10 protein-coding genes and 1 pseudogene are annotated in these 17857 nt (G+C 62.9%); 7 read left to right on the forward strand and 4 right to left on the reverse strand.

Going from position 1 to position 17857, the window contains the following annotated elements; all coding sequences use genetic code 11:
- Window positions 1-88: 88 nt before the first annotated feature.
- From JAO73_RS22670 to JAO73_RS22700, 7 genes and pseudogenes are all read left to right on the forward strand, one after another.
- Window positions 89-346, forward strand: a pseudogene (locus tag JAO73_RS22670) (ArsR/SmtB family transcription factor); the annotation flags it as partial.
- A gap of 259 nt (window positions 347-605) precedes the next feature.
- Window positions 606-1766 carry an efflux RND transporter periplasmic adaptor subunit gene (locus JAO73_RS22675; RefSeq protein ID WP_198979621.1) on the forward strand — a complete coding sequence of 387 codons (1161 nt, stop codon included), beginning with the start codon at window positions 606-608 and terminating at the stop codon, window positions 1764-1766.
- Window positions 1767-1781: 15 nt separating this feature from the next.
- Window positions 1782-4967, forward strand: coding sequence for an efflux RND transporter permease subunit (locus tag JAO73_RS22680; RefSeq protein WP_198979622.1), 3186 nt, complete (start codon window positions 1782-1784; stop codon window positions 4965-4967).
- A 5-nt stretch (window positions 4968-4972) separates the two neighbouring features.
- Window positions 4973-6403 carry a TolC family protein gene (locus tag JAO73_RS22685; RefSeq protein ID WP_198979623.1) on the forward strand — a complete coding sequence of 477 codons (1431 nt, stop codon included), beginning with the start codon at window positions 4973-4975 and terminating at the stop codon, window positions 6401-6403.
- Window positions 6404-6480: 77 nt separating this feature from the next.
- Window positions 6481-6756 (forward strand): ArsR/SmtB family transcription factor, encoded by a 276-nt coding sequence (locus JAO73_RS22690; protein WP_198979624.1) that lies wholly within the window; start codon window positions 6481-6483, stop codon window positions 6754-6756.
- Between the two features lie 23 nt (window positions 6757-6779).
- Window positions 6780-7904 carry an LLM class flavin-dependent oxidoreductase gene (locus tag JAO73_RS22695; protein ID WP_198979625.1) on the forward strand — a complete coding sequence of 375 codons (1125 nt, stop codon included), beginning with the start codon at window positions 6780-6782 and terminating at the stop codon, window positions 7902-7904.
- Between the two features lie 73 nt (window positions 7905-7977).
- Window positions 7978-9036, forward strand: coding sequence for an LLM class flavin-dependent oxidoreductase (locus JAO73_RS22700; RefSeq protein WP_198979626.1), 1059 nt, complete (start codon window positions 7978-7980; stop codon window positions 9034-9036).
- A gap of 112 nt (window positions 9037-9148) precedes the next feature.
- Here JAO73_RS22700 and JAO73_RS22705 read toward each other — a convergent pair whose 3' ends face one another.
- The 4 genes from JAO73_RS22705 to JAO73_RS22720 form a co-directional block, all read right to left on the reverse strand.
- A complete protein-coding gene (locus JAO73_RS22705) occupies window positions 9149-9505 on the reverse strand; it encodes a hypothetical protein (protein ID WP_198979627.1) in 357 nt (118 codons plus the stop codon).
- Between the two features lie 178 nt (window positions 9506-9683).
- On the reverse strand, window positions 9684-13883 hold the full coding sequence (locus tag JAO73_RS22710; RefSeq protein ID WP_198979628.1) for a T9SS type A sorting domain-containing protein: 4200 nt from the start codon (window positions 13881-13883) through the stop codon (window positions 9684-9686).
- Between the two features lie 462 nt (window positions 13884-14345).
- Window positions 14346-16067 carry a GEVED domain-containing protein gene (locus JAO73_RS22715; protein WP_198979629.1) on the reverse strand — a complete coding sequence of 574 codons (1722 nt, stop codon included), beginning with the start codon at window positions 16065-16067 and terminating at the stop codon, window positions 14346-14348.
- A gap of 337 nt (window positions 16068-16404) precedes the next feature.
- Window positions 16405-17739: a M43 family zinc metalloprotease gene (locus JAO73_RS22720; RefSeq protein WP_198979630.1), complete on the reverse strand. Its 1335-nt coding sequence runs from the start codon at window positions 17737-17739 to the stop codon at window positions 16405-16407.
- Window positions 17740-17857: the final 118 nt, after the last annotated feature.

Consider the following 17857-nt stretch of genomic DNA (forward strand, 5'->3'; position numbering starts at 1 on the left):
GTGACGTCGCTCGGATAAGCGCGGCGGGTAACTTCCATACCCGCTAATTTCGCTCACAAGTCCATAACACCGTCTAGTTAAATTAGCGAAGTCCCTGAGCGACCCCACCCGCCTTCGCCTGTTGCAGGAGATTGCAAAAGGGGATATCGCCGTGTGTGCCGACTTATTTCAACACGTGCCCATCAGCCAGCCCTCGATGTCTCAGCACCTTAAGGCCCTGGGAGATGCGGGCTTAATTGAGTCGCACAAAGAAGGCCGTAACATGTGCATGTCCATCAATGCGGAAAAGCTTAAGGAGTTAGAAGACTTCCTGCAACTGCTCAAACCGGCTACTGTTAAAGCCTAACAAATTCCATGGACCGCTGGCGTCACCGTCGGCGGTTTTTACTTATTTAAAACATTATTGATTGCTTATGCATTTATGGGTGGTACCTTTGCCGAACCATCGCACGAAGGATACCCGCTGCCAGCACGCGCCTTTGCCCGGGCTTTTTTTGCCTTATTACATAAGTTCATGCTTATTAGATAATGTATTAAGGCCAATTCGTACCATTCCAACGCACCTCGCATTTTACTCAGTCCACTTGTCTGGGCCGCTTTTTTCCATGAAACTATCTTCTCTTTTAGCCGGCAGCGCTCTGCTCGCCAGTTGCGCGGAGCAGCAAGCCCCGCAACAGGCACTGGCCCCGCCGACCCTACCAGTACAAGCCCTGCATACCGGCACAGCAACTACCTACCAGGATTACCCGGCCTCCATCGAGGGCGTTGTCAACGTGGAGATTCGCCCGCAGGTAGCGGGGGTGCTCGACCGCATCCTAGTGGACGAGGGCGCGGCGGTGCGCAAAGGCCAGCCGCTGTTTAAAATCAACGATGCGCCATTTCGCGAGCAACTCAACAATGCCGTGGCAGCCCAGCAGGCGGCGGCTGGAGCCGTTACCAGCGCCCAGGTGGAAGTCGACCGGTACGCGCCGCTGGTGCAAAACAAGGTCGTGTCAGAAGTGCAGCTTAAAACGGCTCAGGCGGCCCTCACCGTGGCCCAGGCCAACCTGCAGCGGGCCAAGGCGGCCGTCGGCAGCGCCCGCATTAACCTGGGCTACACCACCATTACGGCGCCGGTGAGCGGCTATTTGGGACGGCTGCAAACCAAGCAGGGCAGCCTGGTGGGCCCCACCGATGCCCAGGCCCTGACGCAGCTCTCCGACGTGCACGAGGTGCACACCTACTTTGCGCTGGGCGAGGACGACTTCATCACCTTCCGCAACCAGTACGCGGGCCGCACCCTGCAGGAAAAGCTCACGCACCTACCCCCCGTGGCGTTGGTGCTGTCCGACCAAAGCACCTACCCTACGCGGGGCAAGGTGGACGTGGTAGCCGGGCAATTTGACCGCACCACGGGCTCGGTCACGCTGCGGGCCACGTTCGCCAACGCCGACGGCCTGCTGCGCTCGGGCAACACGGGCACCATCCGGCTGGCCCTGCCGCACCCCAACGTGCTGCTGGTGCCGGCCGCCGCCACCATTGAGATGCAGGACAAGGTGTTTGTATACGCCGTGGGCGACAGCAACCGCGTCCGTCGCCGAGCCATCACCATTCAGGGCAAGAATGGCTCGAATTACTTGGTGAGCGAGGGCGTGAAAAACGGCGACCGGATTGTGCTGCAGGGCGTGGACCACTTGCAGGAAGGCCAAATTATTCAGCCCACCGCGCCGGCTCCGGCCAGCGTCAGCCTCACCACAGGCAAGGTCGCGGCTACCTCTACTTTGTAATAAGCTACTCGTCTCATGTTTAAGGTATTTATTGAGCGGCCCGTCCTCTCGACCGTCATCTCCATTTTGCTGGTGATAGTGGGGGCGCTGGCCTTGTGGAAGCTGCCCATTCAGCAGTTCCCCGACATTGCGCCCCCCGCCGTGCAGGTGACGGCGCTTTACCCCGGCGCCAACGCCGAAACGCTGCTGCGCTCGGTGGCGCCCTCGCTGGAAGAAGCCATCAATGGCGTGGAGCACATGGTGTACATGAACTCGACGGCCAGCAACGACGGCTCGCTGGTGATTACGGTGAACTTTCAGCTGGGCACCGACCCCGACCAGGCGGCCGTGAACGTGCAAAACCGCGTGGCCCAGGCCACCAGCCAGCTGCCCGCCGAAGTGGTGCAGCAGGGTGTGACCGTGGCCAAGCAGCAGAACAGCTTCGTGATGCTGCTGAACCTGTACTCCGACGACCCCAAGCAGTACGACCAGACGTTCTTGGACAACTACGCCCAAATCAACCTGATACCGGAGTTGAAGCGCATTCCGGGCGTTGGTTCGACGCCGTTGTTTGGGGGCAACCGGGCCTACTCCATGCGCATCTGGCTGAATCCGGCCCAGCTGACGAGCTACAACCTGACGCCGGCCGAGGTGATGGCCGCCATTCAGGACAAAAACTTGGAGGCCGCCCCCGGCCGCCTGGGCGAAAGCAGCCAGGAAGCGTTTGAGTACGTCATCAAGTACAAGGGCAAGCGCAGCCAGCCCCTGGACTACGAAAACATGGTTATCCGGGCTAACCCCGACGGCTCGATGCTACGTCTTAAGGACGTGGCGCGGGTAGAATTGGGGTCGGCTAGCTACAACAGCCACGTCCGCATTTCGGGCAAGCCGGGTATCAACATTGGCATTTTCCAATCGGCCGGGTCCAACGCCAACGAGCTGCAGATTGCGGTGGGCAAGCTGATGAAAAAGCTGGAAAAGGACCTGCCCAAGGGCGTGAAGCAGCAAACGATGTACAGCACCAAAGTGGCACTGGACGCCTCCATCGAGCAAGTGGAACACACGCTGGTGGAAGCCTTCATCCTGGTATTCATCGTGGTGTTCATCTTCCTGCAGGACTTCCGCTCCACGCTGATTCCGGCCATTGCCGTGCCGGTGGCCATCGTGGGCACGTTCTTCTTCATGCAGTTAGTGGGTTTCACCATTAACCTGCTCACCCTCTTTGCCCTAGTGCTGGCCATTGGCATTGTGGTCGACGACGCCATTGTGGTGGTCGAGGCCGTGCACAGCAAGCTGGAAGAAGGCACCCACTCGGTGAAAGAAGCCACCAACAGCGCCATGAGCGAGATTACGGGGGCCATTATTTCGATTACCCTGGTCATGGCCGCCGTGTTTCTGCCGGTGGGCTTTCTGGAAGGCTCGACGGGGGTGTTCTACCGGCAGTTTGCCTTCACCATGGCCATTGCCATCGTCATTTCAGCCGTGAACGCGCTGACCCTGAGCCCGGCGCTGGCGGCGCTGTTCCTCAAGCACACCCCGCACGACCACAACGGGGAGCATCCCGCGCCTAGCACGTTTAAGACCCGCTTTTTTGCGGGCTTCAACCGCAGCTTCGAGCGGCTCACCGCTCGCTACGTGGGCAGCATCCGGTTTCTGGTGCGCCACAAGTGGGTGGGGCTGAGCAGCCTGGTGCTGGTGGTGGCGCTCACCGGCTGGCTGGCCAAGCGCACGCCCTCCGGTTTCATCCCCTCCGAAGACCAGGGCTTTGTCGTGATGTCGATGGCGCTGCCGGCGGGCTCGTCGCTGGACCGCTCCAACCACATTGCCCAGGAGGTAGAGCAGCAGCTGCAAGCCATGCCATCGGTCGACAAAATCAACCTGCTCAGCGGCTTCAGTATTCTGACTTCCTCGGCCAGCTCCTCGGCCATTACCCTGTTCGTCATTCTGAAGCCCACCAAGGAGCGGGGGGCGGTGCAGGACATCAACGCCATCATGGCCGCGATGCGCGAGAAGGCCGCCGCCATCAAAGGGGCCGATTCCTTCGTGTTTACCATGCCTACCGTGCCGGGCTTCGGCAACGTGGAGGGCCTGGAAGTGGTGCTGCAGGACCGCACCGGCGGCTCGTTGCCCAAGCTTGGGCAGGTGGGCCAGGAGTTTATCGGCGAGTTGATGAAGCAGCCGGCCATTGGCTTTGCCTTCAGCTCGTTCCGGGCCGACTACCCGCAGCTGGAAGCTGAAATAGACGAAGTGAAAGCCGCCCAGCTGGGCGTAAGCGTCAAAGCGGTGCTGCAAACCATGCAGGCCTATTTCGGCAGCGCCCAGGCCTCGGACTTCAACCGCTTCGGCAAGTACTACCGCGTCATTGTGCAGGCCGACCAAGCCAACCGCGCCGACCCCACGGCCCTGAACGGGGCCTTCGTGAAAAACGACCGGGGCGAGATGGTGCCCCTGCGCACGCTCGTGCGCCTCAAGCGGGTATTCGGCCCCGAAACGGCCTCGCGCTTCAACCTCTTCAACTCGCTCACTATCAACGCCACGCCCAAGCCGGGCTACAGCTCCGGCGACGCCATCAAGGCCGTGGAAGCAGTGGCCGCGGCGCACCTGCCGTCGGGCTACACCCACGAATATTCGGGCCTCACGCGGGAGGAAATCTCGTCGGGTAACCAGTCCACCGTCGTGTTTTTGATGTGCCTGGTGTTCGTGTATTTCCTGCTGGCGGCGCAGTACGAAAGCTACATTCTGCCGTTTGCGGTGCTGCTGTCGCTGCCCGCGGGCATCTTCGGGGTGTTCGCGTCCATCGGCGTGGCGGGCATCACCAACAACATTTACGTGCAGGTGGCCCTGATTATGCTCATCGGCCTGCTGGCCAAGAATGCCATCCTCATCGTGGAGTTTGCCCTGCAGCGCCGCCACGCGGGCGAGCCGCTGGTGCGGGCCGCCCTCAACGCCTCCGCCTCGCGCCTGCGCCCCATCCTGATGACCTCGCTGGCCTTCGTGGCCGGCATGCTGCCCATGATGAGGGCGCAGGGTCCTTCGGCGCTGGGCAACCATTCCATCAGCATCGCGGCAGCGGGCGGCATGCTCACGGGCGTGGTGCTGGGCCTGTTCCTCATCCCGCTGCTGTTCGTGATTTTTCAACGCTTGAACGAGCGCCTCAGTGGCCCGTCCGCTCCCGCCCCGGCCAAGTCGGCCCGGGTGCCGGCCCACGCCACGGTTAGCTAACATCCATGACTACTCTTAAGAATACCCCCCGGCGCCTGCTGGCGCTGGGGCTGACTACCCTGCTGGTTATTGCCGCCTCGTGCAACGTGGCCAGGAACATTCCGCTGCCCACGCTGCCGCTGCCCGCCGCCTACCGCACGGCCCCCACCGCCGATACGGCCTCCATCGCGGGCCTGCCGTGGCGGAGTTTCTTCACCGAGCCGGCCTTGCAGCAATTGCTCGACAGCGCCACCGTGCGCAACAACGACCTGCAGCTGGCCTTGCGCAACATCGCCTCGGCCGAGGCCACCCTCAAGCAGGCCCGCTGGGGCAACGTGCCGGCCGTGAGCTTGCAGGCGGGCGTGACCACCAACCGGCCTTCGGGCAACAGCCTGAACGGCATCTCCCTCAGCCAGTTCCTGGGCACCAAGCACATCGAAGACTACAACCTGGCGGCGGCCGTGAGCTGGGAGGCCGACATCTGGGGCAAAATCCGCAACCGCACGGCCGAGGCCCGGGCCGCCTACCTGCAAAGCCAGGAAGCCCGCAAAGCCGTGCAAACCCAGGTGGTGGCCCAGGTAGCCCAGGGCTACTACAACCTTTTGCTGCTGGACACCCAGCTGGCCGTGGCCCGGCGCAACGTGGCGCTCACCGACAGCACCTTGCGCTTTACCCGGCTGCAGTTCACGGCCGGCCAGGTCACGGCCCTGGCCGTGCAGCAGGTGGAGGCGCAGCGCCTGCTGGCGGCCGGCCTCATCCCGCAGTTCGAGCAAGGCATCACGGTGCAGGAAAACGCCCTGAGCATTCTGGCCGGGCGCCTGCCAGGCGGCATCCGCCGCAGCGGCAACCTGCTGGCCTTGCAAGTGCCCGTGGTAGCGGCGGCCGGCGTACCGGCGGCCCTGCTGGCCCGGCGGCCCGACGTGCGCACGGCTGAGCTGGCCCTCGACCGGGCCAACGCGGCGGTGGGCTACACCAAAGCCGCCATGTACCCCACGCTTTCCATCACAGCTCAGGGCGGCCTCAACGCCTTCCAGGCCAGCAACTGGTTCAGCGTGCCGGCCTCGTTGTTTGGCCTGGCTGCCGGGGGACTCACGCAGCCGCTGCTGCAGCGCCGGGCCCTGCGCACGCAGTACGAGCTGGCCCAGCTTGACCGGGAGCGCACCGTCATTCAGTTTCGGCAGCAGGTGCTGGTGGCAGTGGGCGAAGTCTCCGATGCCCTGGGACAAGTCGAACGCACCCAAACCCAGCAAACCATTGCCACGGACCGCGTGCGCACCCTGCGCCAGGCCACCACCAGTGCGGGCCTGCTCTTCCGCAGCGGCCTGGCCAGCTACCTCGAAGTCATCACGGCCCAAAGCAACGCTCTGCAAAGCCAGCTGGAGCTGGCTTCGTTAAAGCGCAGCCAGTTGGAAGCCAACGTGGAGCTGTATCGGGCCGTGGGCGGCGGCTGGCAGTAATAAGCTCCAGTCTACTCGCCCTCCCTGCTTCGACCAGCGAATGCCAAGCAACATCCTCTTAATCCCACCCTACTGCTATGGATACCAAGTCCCTCGTCAAACTAGCCAAGTCGCTGAGCGACCCAAACCGTCTGCGCATGCTGCAGGAGATTGCGCGGGCGCAGCGGCTGGGATGCGCCAATCTGTATGAGTTTGTGCCCATCAGCCAGCCCTCCATGTCGCAGCACGTGAAGGCCCTGGTAGATGCCGGGCTGGTCAATTCGTGCAAGGAGGGCCGCAACATGTACTTGACCATCAACACGGATAAGCTGCAGGAACTGGAAAGCTTTCTGCACCTGCTGAAGATGAGCTAGCGCACGCATTCATACTCCTTGAAATGAACAATAGAAAAACGTTAAAGCTGGCCGCCGTCATCGATGGGCCGGGGTGGAATTTTTCCTCCTGGCGCCACCCTGCCATGCCCGCCGACGCCGGCGAAAACATCGATTTTTTCATTCGACAGGCGCAGCTGGCGGAGCAGGCCAAATTCGAAACCTTGTTTTTGTACGACGTGAGCCACATCGGCCCCGGCAACATCCCGTACTACCTGAGCATGTTCGAGGGCGGGACGCTCATGTCGGCCCTGGCCATGAAAACGGAGCGCATTGGCCTCTCCCTGACGGCTTCGACCTCCTACACCGACCCCTACAACCTGGCCCGGCAGGTCTTATCCTTGGACAAGCTCAGCAAGGGCCGGGCCTCCCTGAATGCCATTACCTCTAACCCGGGCGGCATGGTGAACTTCAGCCGGGGCCACTTGGGCAAAGCTGACCAGTACCCCATGCACGAGGAGTTTCTGGAAATTCTGCTGGGTTTGTGGGACACGTATGAGGACGACGCCTTTCCCCGCGATAAGGAAAGCGGTGTGTTTCTGAACCCGCGCAAGATGCACCCCGTCAACTACCGGGGCCAGTACTTCTCGGTGGATGGCCCGCTCAATATCAGCCGCTCGGTGCAGGGCCGGCCGGTGCTGTACATGGCAGGCAGCTCGCCCACGTTTGTGGACCTGGCCACGTCCTACACCGACGGCGTCTTCATGGCCGGCAGCACTTTCGAGGAAACCTTGTCCCTCGCCAATGCGCTGACAGAGAAGCTGCTTGAAAAAGGCCGGCGGCCGGACGACTTTTTGCGGGCCATTTCGCAAAACCCCATCGTGGGCCGCACCGATGCCGAAGCCTACCAGAAGTACCGAGAAATCCTCGCGCTGGGCCCGTACTCGCACACCCCCGTCCCCCTGTTCATGGGCTCGGCCGAGCGAGTGGCCACGGAAATACAGCGGTGGCACGAGGCCGGGGCCATCGACCTGTTCATGGTTCGGCAAGACCATCCCCACGGGCTCCGGGACTTCATCGAGTTGGTGGTGCCCATTCTGCAGGAGCGCGGCCTTTTTCACACCGAGTACGAAGCGGAAACCCTGCGGGGAAATCTGGGCCTGCCGAAACCCACGTTCCGAACCATTTAAACCACGCCTCCCTTCTCTTTCCTGCTATTCAAGCATCTGGCCTGCTACTCGCGGGTACTTATTCAAAGAATCCATGCCTACGCCTGTTCACGAGCTCAACCGCCCCCCAAAGCCACCGGTCGCCTATTCCATCTTAGACTTGGCCATCGTGTCGCAGGGCCACACGATACAGCAGACCCTGCACGACTCCCTGGCCCTTGCCCAGGCCGCCGAATCCAACAATTATACCCGCTACTGGCTGGCTGAGCACCACAATTCCGATAACATCGGCAGCAGCGCCACTTCGCTGCTCATCGGCTACGTTGCCGAAAACACGGCTACCATCCGCGTGGGCTCGGGCGGCATCATGCTGCCCAATCACTCGCCCTTGATTGTGGCCGAGCAGTTCGGGACGCTGGCGCATTTGTACCCGGGCCGGATTGATTTGGGCCTGGGACGAGCCGCCGGTACCGACACGCAAACTGCGCAGGCCATCCGCTCGGATTTCATGCAGGCAGCCCACTCTTTCCCCCGCGAAGTCAGCAAAATCCAGGAATACTTTTCGCCGGAAAATAAGCACGCGGTGGTCAGAGCCCCGGTGGCCGAGGGTACCGACGTGCCACTCTACATCCTGGGTTCCAGCACCGACAGCGCGCATTTGGCGGCCAAGCTGGGCTTGCCTTATGCGTTTGCCAGTCACTTCGCTTCCACGCACTTGTTCGACGCTCTGCGGATTTACCGCGACGAGTTTCAACCTTCGGCCGTGCTCCAGCAGCCCTACACCATCGTCGGCATCAATGCGTACGTGGCCGATACCGATGCAGAAGCCCAGCAGCAGTTCACGTCATTAATCAGAATGTTCGTCGCGCTCTTAACCGGTGGGGCGAAAGAGCCCTTGCAGCCCCCCACGGCCATGACCGCAGAACTGGAAGGCATGTGGCATCATCCGGCCGTGCAGCAAATGCTGAAGTTCTCATTTGTCGGCAGCAAGCAAACCGTGAAGCGGCGGCTGCAGGCGTTTTTGGCCGAAACGGGAGCCGATGAGCTCATCACAGCCTCCACCATGTACGCGCAGGAAAACCGGCTGAAATCTGCCCGTCTATTCGCCGAAATCATGACGGAGATAAATGGAAATAGTGACCAGAACGCTTAGCAAAACGGTAATTTAAACGCTTCCCTCCCCAAAGCCACTCCAACAGCAACACCACAAAGAAGCCCCGGCTGCGTGAGCGGCCGGGGCTTCTTTCGCTTCTCGCCACCGGGCGCTACATCGCCGGCGACGGGGTGCCGCCCGTCGGTTTGCCGCCGCGGCCGGCGTCCACCACGGTGCGGACTTTGAAATGCTCGGCCACCAGGTCGGGCCGGGCGCTTTTCAGGTTGGGCACGCGCACATCGAGCCAGTCCAGGCCGGCGCGGGCTTCGCCGAGGTGGCGCCCCGCGGCTTCGCGCAGCACGCTGCCGTTCGCCGACTGCTGGCGGGGCGTGCCCACCAGCAGCTTGTAGGCCGCCGTGCGGTCGTGCAGCAGTTGCAGCGGGTCGGCCGTCACCATTTCGTCGGCCAGCCCCGACGCCAGCGGGTTGGCCGTGCTGTACAAGTCCTCCAGCGTGGCCACCTGCGTCAATCTCCCCCTGGGGCAGAATGGCCGGTGCGGGTGTAGCCCGCCACCTTGCCCCGCGCCGGATGGGCGCCGTCCTGGTACAGCGCCTTCAGGCCCGGCACCCCACAAAAAAAGCCCCGACCAGACGGCCGGGGCTTTTTTCAGGTTGAAAGAATAGCTCAGAGACAGTGCAGGCAAACGCTTATTGCAGCACCACTTTGCGGGTCAGCACGTCGGGGCCGGCCTGCACGCGCAGCGTGTAGAGGCCCGCCGCCAGGCCGCGGGTCGACACCGACTGCTCGCCGGTGCCAGCCAGGGGCTGGTGTTTCACCACCTGGCCCAGGGCATTCAGGAGCTGCACCGTGCCCGTGCCGGCCGTGCCCGTGGCCAGGCGCAGCGTGAGTTCGCCGGTGGCGCTGGGGTTAGGATACACGGCGAGGGCGGTGCTGAGGCTGTTGCGGCTGCTCGACACCACCGAGGGGGTAATGGTGAACGTGCCCGGGGTATCCGAAGCGCCGAAGCCGCTCACGGCCAGATAATAGCCTTGGCCCACCGTGAGGCCACTCACCGATACGGTGCCCAGGGCCGTGTTGGCTGTGCCGCTGCCTTCGCACTGCACCAGGTTGAACGGACCAGCCGAGCAGCTGGGGCTGGTGAAGATGCGCAAGGTGCCGGCGGGGGCGCCGGTCAGCGTCAGGGTCATGTTCGGGCCGGTGGGCGAGAAGGCAAACCACACGTCGCGGGGCAGGTTGCCGCCGCCGCAGGCCGGCGTGCTGATGCCGGCTTGGGTGCTGGTGCTGGCACCGCTGTTCGAAGACGTCGTGGTGACGCCATTAACAAGCGCCACGGCGTTGCAGGGCTCGTCGTTGGGCGGCGTAGGCTGGTCGAAGGTGAGGGTCTGGGTGTTGTTGCTGGCGTTGCCGTCGGGGTTGCCGTTGGGCAGGCTGGCCGTCACGCTCAGGGTGTTGGTGCCGCTCAGAGTCACGTTGGCGCCCTGCGTGAAGCTCAACTGCTGGCTGGCGCCGGTGGCCAACGTGAGGCCCGTGAAGGTTTGCGACACGGGCGCGGCGCCGTTCAGGCTGTAGGCCAGCGTGACGGAGGCCAGCGGGCCCACGCCATTGTTGCGGATGGTGACGCGCACGGGGTTCACGCCCGGCACGGCCACGGCCGTGGGCGAATCGATGCTCACGAGGGCCACGTCGTCGGTCACGGGCGCAAACTCATAGGCGCCCAGGTCGGGCGGCGTGGAGCGCAGCACGCCCGCAAAGTCGCGCGGCACGCGGGCCAGCGCAATGCCGGCGCCGTTGAGCGGGGCGGTGGTGGGCTGCAGGTTGCCCTGGGCCAGGTTGGCGAAGCGGGGCTCGGCCTGCACGCTGTTCTGGTCGTAGGCGTTGCCGTTGGCAGTGCGCCAGTCCGAGAGAGCCGCGTAGTTGGTGGTGCCGTAGCGGCCCGTGAAGTAGAGCGCGCCGGTGCCCACGTACAGGTCGTTGTAGTTCGACACGATGGTCGAAGTCGTCGTCGCAAAATACAGCGCGTACTTGCTGCCCGAGCCGCCGGTGCGCGTCACGCTCACCAGGTTGTTGCGGAAGTCGATGCCCGTGGCCAGCGTGGTTTGGTAGAACCCATAAGTGGTTTGGGTAGCACCGCCCGAGGCGTTGTCGAGCGAAATCGTGTTGTGATAATAGCGGGCGTAGTCCGAGCTGCTGTTGTAAATGCCATACAGCGTGCCCGAGCCGGTGAAGTGGTACACAAGGTTATTCACCGCATCGTTCTCGGTCCCCGCCGTGCCATCGGCCGCCGTGAAATACAGCCCGTAGCCCGTGCCGGTGTCGCTGGGGCTGCCCGTAAAGGGGTCGTGGATGCGGTTGCGCTCAATGGCCGTGCTCACGCAGCCAGTCAGGTACACGCCGTAGAACGTGCTGACGTCGACGCGGGTGGTGCGGTGCACGTCGTTGCCCAGCACTTGTGCCCCGGCCTGGTTTTCCACGTCAATGCCGTAGAGGTAAAAGTCCCGCACTTCGTTGCCCGTGATGCGCAGGCCGGTGGCCCGGGCCGTGGTGCTCGTGCCGGTCACAATAACGCAGTAGTAGCCGCCGCTGAGCACGTTGTTCTCAATGCGCAGGTTGCGTGCATCGCCGGCGGAGGTACCGGACGCCACGCCGCCGCTGGCCGCAATGGCGGCATCGGCCGTGGTCGAGGTGGCCGCGGTGGGGCCCATCACCACGCAGTTGGCCACGCGGTTGTTGTTGGCCGCGCCCACCAGCAGCACGCCAATGCCGTAGGTGGTGCCCGCCGACGCATCGATGGTCAGGTTTTGCAGGGTGATGTAGTCCGTCCCGTTCAGCAACACGGCCGCCGGTTGGGCCGAGGTGCCGGTGTAGCGCAGGGTTTGCTTGGCGGTGCCGCCGTCCACCACGATGGTATCCGTGGCCGTCGCACCCGTTACTTGGCCCAGCGCAAACTGCTCCGTGTACGGGCCGTTCAGCACGTTGAAGCGCACGCTGGCCGAAATGCCGCCCGAGTTGAGCGCGGCGGCGGCCTCCGTGAAGCCGGCGAAGTTGGTACCGCCCGTGGGCTGGCTTTTGTTGATGGTGTAGGTGCCGGCCAGGGCCGTGTACAGCGTCAGGGTCTGGGTGTTGTTGCCGGGGTTGGCGTCGGTGCTGCCGTTGGGCAGGCTGGCCGTCACGGCCAGCACGTTGGCGCCCGTCACGATGGTGGCCGGGGTGGTGAACGACACGGCGCGGGTGGTGCCGGGGGCCACGCCGCCGGTCAGGGTAAAGGTCTGGGCCACCGGCGTGCCGCCGTTCAGCGTGTACTCCAGCCGCACCGAGTTCAGGGCCACCGCGCCGTTGTTGCGAAGCGTCACCGTCACGGTGCGGGCACCGGGCGCCACGGGCGCCGTGGGCGAGTCGATGCTTTCCACCGCCACGTCGTTGCTGGCCGGCGTGAATTCGTAGGCGCCCATGTCGGGGGCCGTGGTGCTGCGCAGGGCGTTGGCAAAGTCGCGCGGCACGCGGGCCAGGGGCGTCGCCGTCCCGTTGAGGGGGCTGGCCGAAGGCACCAGGGTCGGGCTCACAAAATCGGGGTTGGCCTGCACGCTGTTCTGGTCGTAGACGCCGCCGTTGGCGGTGCGCCAGTTGGTCAGGGTAGCGTAGTCGGTGGTGCCGTAGGTGCCGGTCACGTAGCCGGTGCCGCTGCCCACGTACAGGTCGTTGTAGTTCGACGTGATGGTTGAAGTCGTGGTGATGAACGCCACGGCGGTTTTGTCGCCCGAGCCGCCGGTGCGCGTCACGCTCACCAGGTTGTTGCGGAAGTCGATGCCCGTGGCCGCGCCGGTCTGGTAAAAGCCGTAGGTGGTTTGGGTAGCGCCCGTGGCCGCTTGGTTATCCAGCGAAATCGTGTTGTGGTAGTAGCGCGCGAAGTCGGAGCCCGTGTTGTAGATGCCGTATTCCGTACCCGACCCATTGAAATTGTAAATCAGGTTGTTCACAACGTCGTTCTCGGCGCCGGCCGTGCCGTCGCTCGTGAAGTACAAGCCATAGCCCGTCGAAGTGCTGGCCGGGTTGCCCGTGAAACTGTCGTGGATGCGGTTGCGCTCAATGGCCGAGCCCGCGCTGCCCACTAGGTATACCCCGTAGAAGGTGCTCACCGCGGCCCGCGTGCTGCGGTGGATGTTGTTGTTGATGACCTGCAGGCCGCTGTTGTTCTCCAGGTCTAGCCCGTAGAGGTAGAAATCCCGGATTTCGTTGCCCGTGATGCGGTTGCCGGTGGCGCGGGCCGTGGCGCTCGTGCCCGTCAGAATCACGCAGTAGTAACCGCCGCTGAGCACGTTGTTCTCAATGCGCAGGTTGTTGGCGTCGCCAGCCGAAGTGCCCGACGTGACGCCGCCGCTGGCCGCAATGGCCGCGTTGGCGGTGGTCGAAGTGGCCGCGGTGGTGCCCATCACCACGCAGTTGGCCACGCGGTTGCGGTTGGCCTGCCCCACCAGGTGCACGCCGATGCCATACGTGGCCCCCGTCGACACATCCACGGTCAGGTTTCGCAGGGTCACGTAGTCGGTGCCGTTCAGCAGCACGGCGGCGGGCTGGGCGCTGGTGCCGGTGTAGCTCAGCGTTTGCTTGCTGGCGCCGCCGTCCACCACAATGGTATCGGTGGCGCTCACGCCCGTCACCTGGCCCAGCGCAAACTGCTCATTATACGGCCCGTTCAGCACGTTGAAGCGCACGCTGGCCGAAATGCCCGACGTGTTGAGCGCCGCGGCCGCCGCCGTAAAACTGGCGAAGTTGGTGCCGCCCGTGGGCTGGGTTTTGTCGATGGTGTAGGTGCCGGCTAGTTGCGCCATGGCGCTGGTACCGGTCAGCAACACCAGCCCCGCTGCCAGCCCGCCGAGGCGGAAAAGCAAGCGGTTGGCTCTAGGCGTTGAAGTTTGTTGTCGAGTAGCTCTACTCATTAGAAAGGATGGAATGGTGGAATAATGGATAAGCGGCAGAAAGGAAGCACATTGCGGATTTTTCAAAATCCTCCACCATAGTTACACAATTATTGTCAAACTCTCAATTTAACCAAATTTTAATCTCATTTTAATAATCATATGCTTGCTGGCTTAAGTAGCGAGGTTCGCAACTTTTTCTTCATCTTCCGAAAATCATTTGGGCACACATTCATTTTTTTGCCAAAAATTCAATTCCAACACAATTTTGGCTTCGGCCATTTTTTTCAATTCAGCGAATGTATCGGCCGCCTGCATTAGGTGCGGTGCTGCCCATGACCGTTAAAAAGAAAGCCCCGACCATACAGCCGGGGCTTTCTTTTTGGCAGGAAAATGGGGACCGTTGCGTGCACCCTGAACGGGTGCGGCCCTAGCTTATTCCTTCACGAAGCGCTGGTGCGTGGTGCCGCTGCCGTCGCTCACGGTGAGCAGGTAGATGCCCGCGCGCAACTCCGAAATATTCAGCTGGCCGTTGTCGAACGACAAGCCTTTCACCTCACTGCCGCGCAGGTCGAACACGCGCACCGTAAACGGCTGCTCCGGGTCGGCATTCAGGGGGCGGGCAATGACCAGCACGTCGGTAGCAGGGTTCGGGTAGAGCGTGTACTGGTCGGGGGCACCGCTGCCGCTGGCCTGGCGGGCCGTGCTGCCGTCGGTGCGGGCGGTGCCGCCCGTCACGTTGAGGGTATAGTCCTCGGTTTCGCCGTAGCTGTAGCTGCCGCAGCTGGTGGTGCCCGAGTTGTCGCTCAGCACCACGCGCAGGCGGGTAGCGCCGGTTTTGGCCGTGGCCGGCACCGTGAAGGTGCCGGTACGGGTGGCGCTGCTGGCACTGCCGGCGGCGTTCACCAGCAGCTCGCCGGCGTCGGTGAACACGCCGTTCTGGTTCCAGTCGGCGTACACTTTCACGTATTCCGTGTAAGTGGAAGAAGTCGCGAACCCAGCCGAGAAACTGATGGTCTGCGACGAGCCGGCGGCCACGCTGGTGCTCAGGGCCGTGCCGTTGTAGTAGCCCCCATCGGCCCCCGACGTCCGGCTGATGCCGCCCAGTTGCACCAGGTCGAGGTATTCGTAGGCCACGCTGCTGCCCTTGCTGGCGCAGTAGGTGATGGTGGCGGGCGGCGTGGTGGTGCCGCCGGGCGCCACGCCGCCCTGCGAGGAAAGCAGGCTGACGCGGGCGCCGCCGGTGGCAAACAGGGCATTCATGCGGGAGCTCTGGCCCGTCGAGAACATGAACATGGCCGCGTCGTCCACATAGTCCATGTAGTTCATGAACATGTCGCCGTTAGGCCCGTTCGAGCACGACACGTGCGGAAACACCGGCTTGCCATAGTTTTCGGCGCCCTGGTTGGGGGTGTCGCTCACGTTGTCGGTGCCGGTGCAGGCGCCGTTGTCGTCGCCCCAGATGTGGTTCAGGTTCAGCCAGTGACCCACTTCGTGGCTGGCAGTGCGGCCCAGGTTGTAGGGCGCGGTCACGGTACCGGTGCGGCCAAAATACACGGGCGAAATCACCACGCCGTCGGTAGACGCCGCGCCGCCCGGAAACTGAGCGTAGCCCAGAATGCCGCCCCCGATGGTGCCCACCCACAGGTTCAGGTATTGCCCAGAGGGCCAGGCGTTGAGGCCGCCGGTGGCGGTGCTCTTAATCTTGTCGGCGGTGCCCCAGCTCGTCACGGTGCTGCTCTTGCGCTCGATGCCCGTGGTGGCCAGGCCGCTGGGGTTGCGCTTGGCCAGCGTAAACTGAATGCCCACGTCGGCCACCTGGCCGGCAAAGGCGCTGGGGGTTTTGGTGTAGTCGGCGTTCAGCTTGTGGTAGTCTTCGTTCAGCACGTCAAGCTGCGACTGAATCTGGGCGTCGGAAATGTTTTCCGACGCGTTGCTGTAGAGCACGTGCACCACCACCGGAATGGTGACCGTGATGGCCGAAGTGCGCTGCTGGGCACCGGCCGCTTTGTTGGCCGCAAACTGCAGCGCTTGGTTGTTGATGGCGGCCATGCGCTGGGCCAGGCCGGGGTCGGCGGCCAGCTGCGCCTGCAGCACATCGTCGGTGGCGCAAGTGCGGTGAGGAGGTGTTTGAGCAAGGGCCTGGGTAGCAGCCATTGCTAAGCCCAAAAAGCTAAGGGCAAGTGCGTAAACGTTTCTTTTCATGTAAAATATGTGGGTTTGTGGAAGTAAAAATTAGGTCGGCAAGCTATTTATAATTTTGCAAAAATGACAACATAATTCTGTCATTCACCATAATGTTGACAATTAATTCAATTATTCAATCAATAATTAGAATAATTTTTAACATTTTCACCAAACATTCATTTAACAAACGATTCCGGAAGGCTGTAAACGAGAAGAGCCGCCCCCCGGGCGGCTCTTTTATAGGCCAGAAACCACAACGCCCTGTCCGATTCGGGCAGGGCGTTGGGCTTATCAGCGCTAGTAAAATCTACTCTTTCTCGAAGCGCTGACGCGACGTGTTCACGCCGTCGCTGATGCTGATGTAGTAAAGGCCCTTGGGGAGGGCGCTGGTCTGCAGCGTGCCTTGGCCGTTGTAGCGGGCCTGGGTCATTTCGTGGCCGCTCATGTCATACACGCGCACGGCGTATCGGGCGGCGTCGGTGCCGGCGGGCAGCGTCAGGCTCACGGCGTCGCGGCCCGGATTGGGGTATACCGTGGTGGGGGCCACCGCGGCCGTCTGCCGCAACACGCCGCTGGCCACGGCAAAGCTGGAACGGGCCCCGCCGGCGTCGAACACGGCCGTCATGCGAGTGGCTTGGCCGCGCGAGAACATGAACATGCACTTGTCGTCGGTGTAGTCCATGTAGTTCATGAACATGTCGCCGCCCGTCGCGGCATTGGTGCACGAGGACTTGCCGGCGGCCGGGCAGCCGTAGTTTTCGGCCCCCTGGTTGGGGGTGTCGGCTACCTGGTCGGAGCCGGTGCAGGCGCCGCCGTCATCGCCCCAGATGTGGCGCAGGTTCATCCAGTGGCCTACTTCGTGGGTGGCGGTGCGGCCCAGGTCGTAGGTGGTGGTGAAGGTGCCCGTGGTGCCAGCCGGCATTTTGGCACGGCTGCCGAAGGCCGAGTACAGAATCACGACGCCGTCGGTGGCGGGGGCGCCGCCGGGGAATTGGGCGTAGCCCAGCAGGCCCTGGCCCAGGTTGCACGACCACAGGTTGAGGTACTTGGTGGCGTCCCAGGCGTCGTCGCCGCCGCGCTTGGAATTCTTCACCGCATCATTGGTGCTCCAGGAGCGGGTTTTGGTGAACTTGTGCACGATGCCGCCGGGGGCCAGCACAAAGCGCACGGGCGTGGCTGCGGCCAGGCCCGAATACGGATAGGTCTTGTTGGCGTCGGCGTTGAGCTTCTGGAAGTCTTCGTTCAGCACGTCAATCTGCGTCTGCACTTGGGCGTCGGAGATGTTTTCGGCCGCGGTATTATAGAGCACGTGCACCACCACCGGGATGGTGACCGTGCCGCTGAGCGCCGAGGAGGTGCCCGTGGTGGTGCCACCCGTAGCGCCTCCGCTGTTGCGGTGGGCGGCAGCCCGCGCGGCCACAAAGCGTTGCGTCTGGGCTTCGATGGCTTCCATGCGGCGGGCGAGGGCGGGGTCAGCGGCTATCTGGGCCCGTAGCACGTCATCGGCGGCGCAGGAGCGGCGCAGAATGACGGGGGTAGCGTCGTCGTTGGTGGACTGGGCGGCACGCGATGCAACGTTTTGCGCCAGCAAAGTGCCTGCGCTGCCCAAAAGGGCCAGCGCGAAGAGGTAAGCCTTTTTCATGTAGTTGTGGAAAATATGTGGTGGGAAAGGAGTGGAAGAATGATGACTTTGAATTGCCAAGCTAGAAATTATTTTTTGCTAAGCAAGCAAAATCGATTACGAATTTTTGAATTAATAC

Source organism: Hymenobacter miniatus (genome assembly GCF_016427455.1).
Classification (GTDB): domain Bacteria; phylum Bacteroidota; class Bacteroidia; order Cytophagales; family Hymenobacteraceae; genus Hymenobacter; species Hymenobacter armeniacus.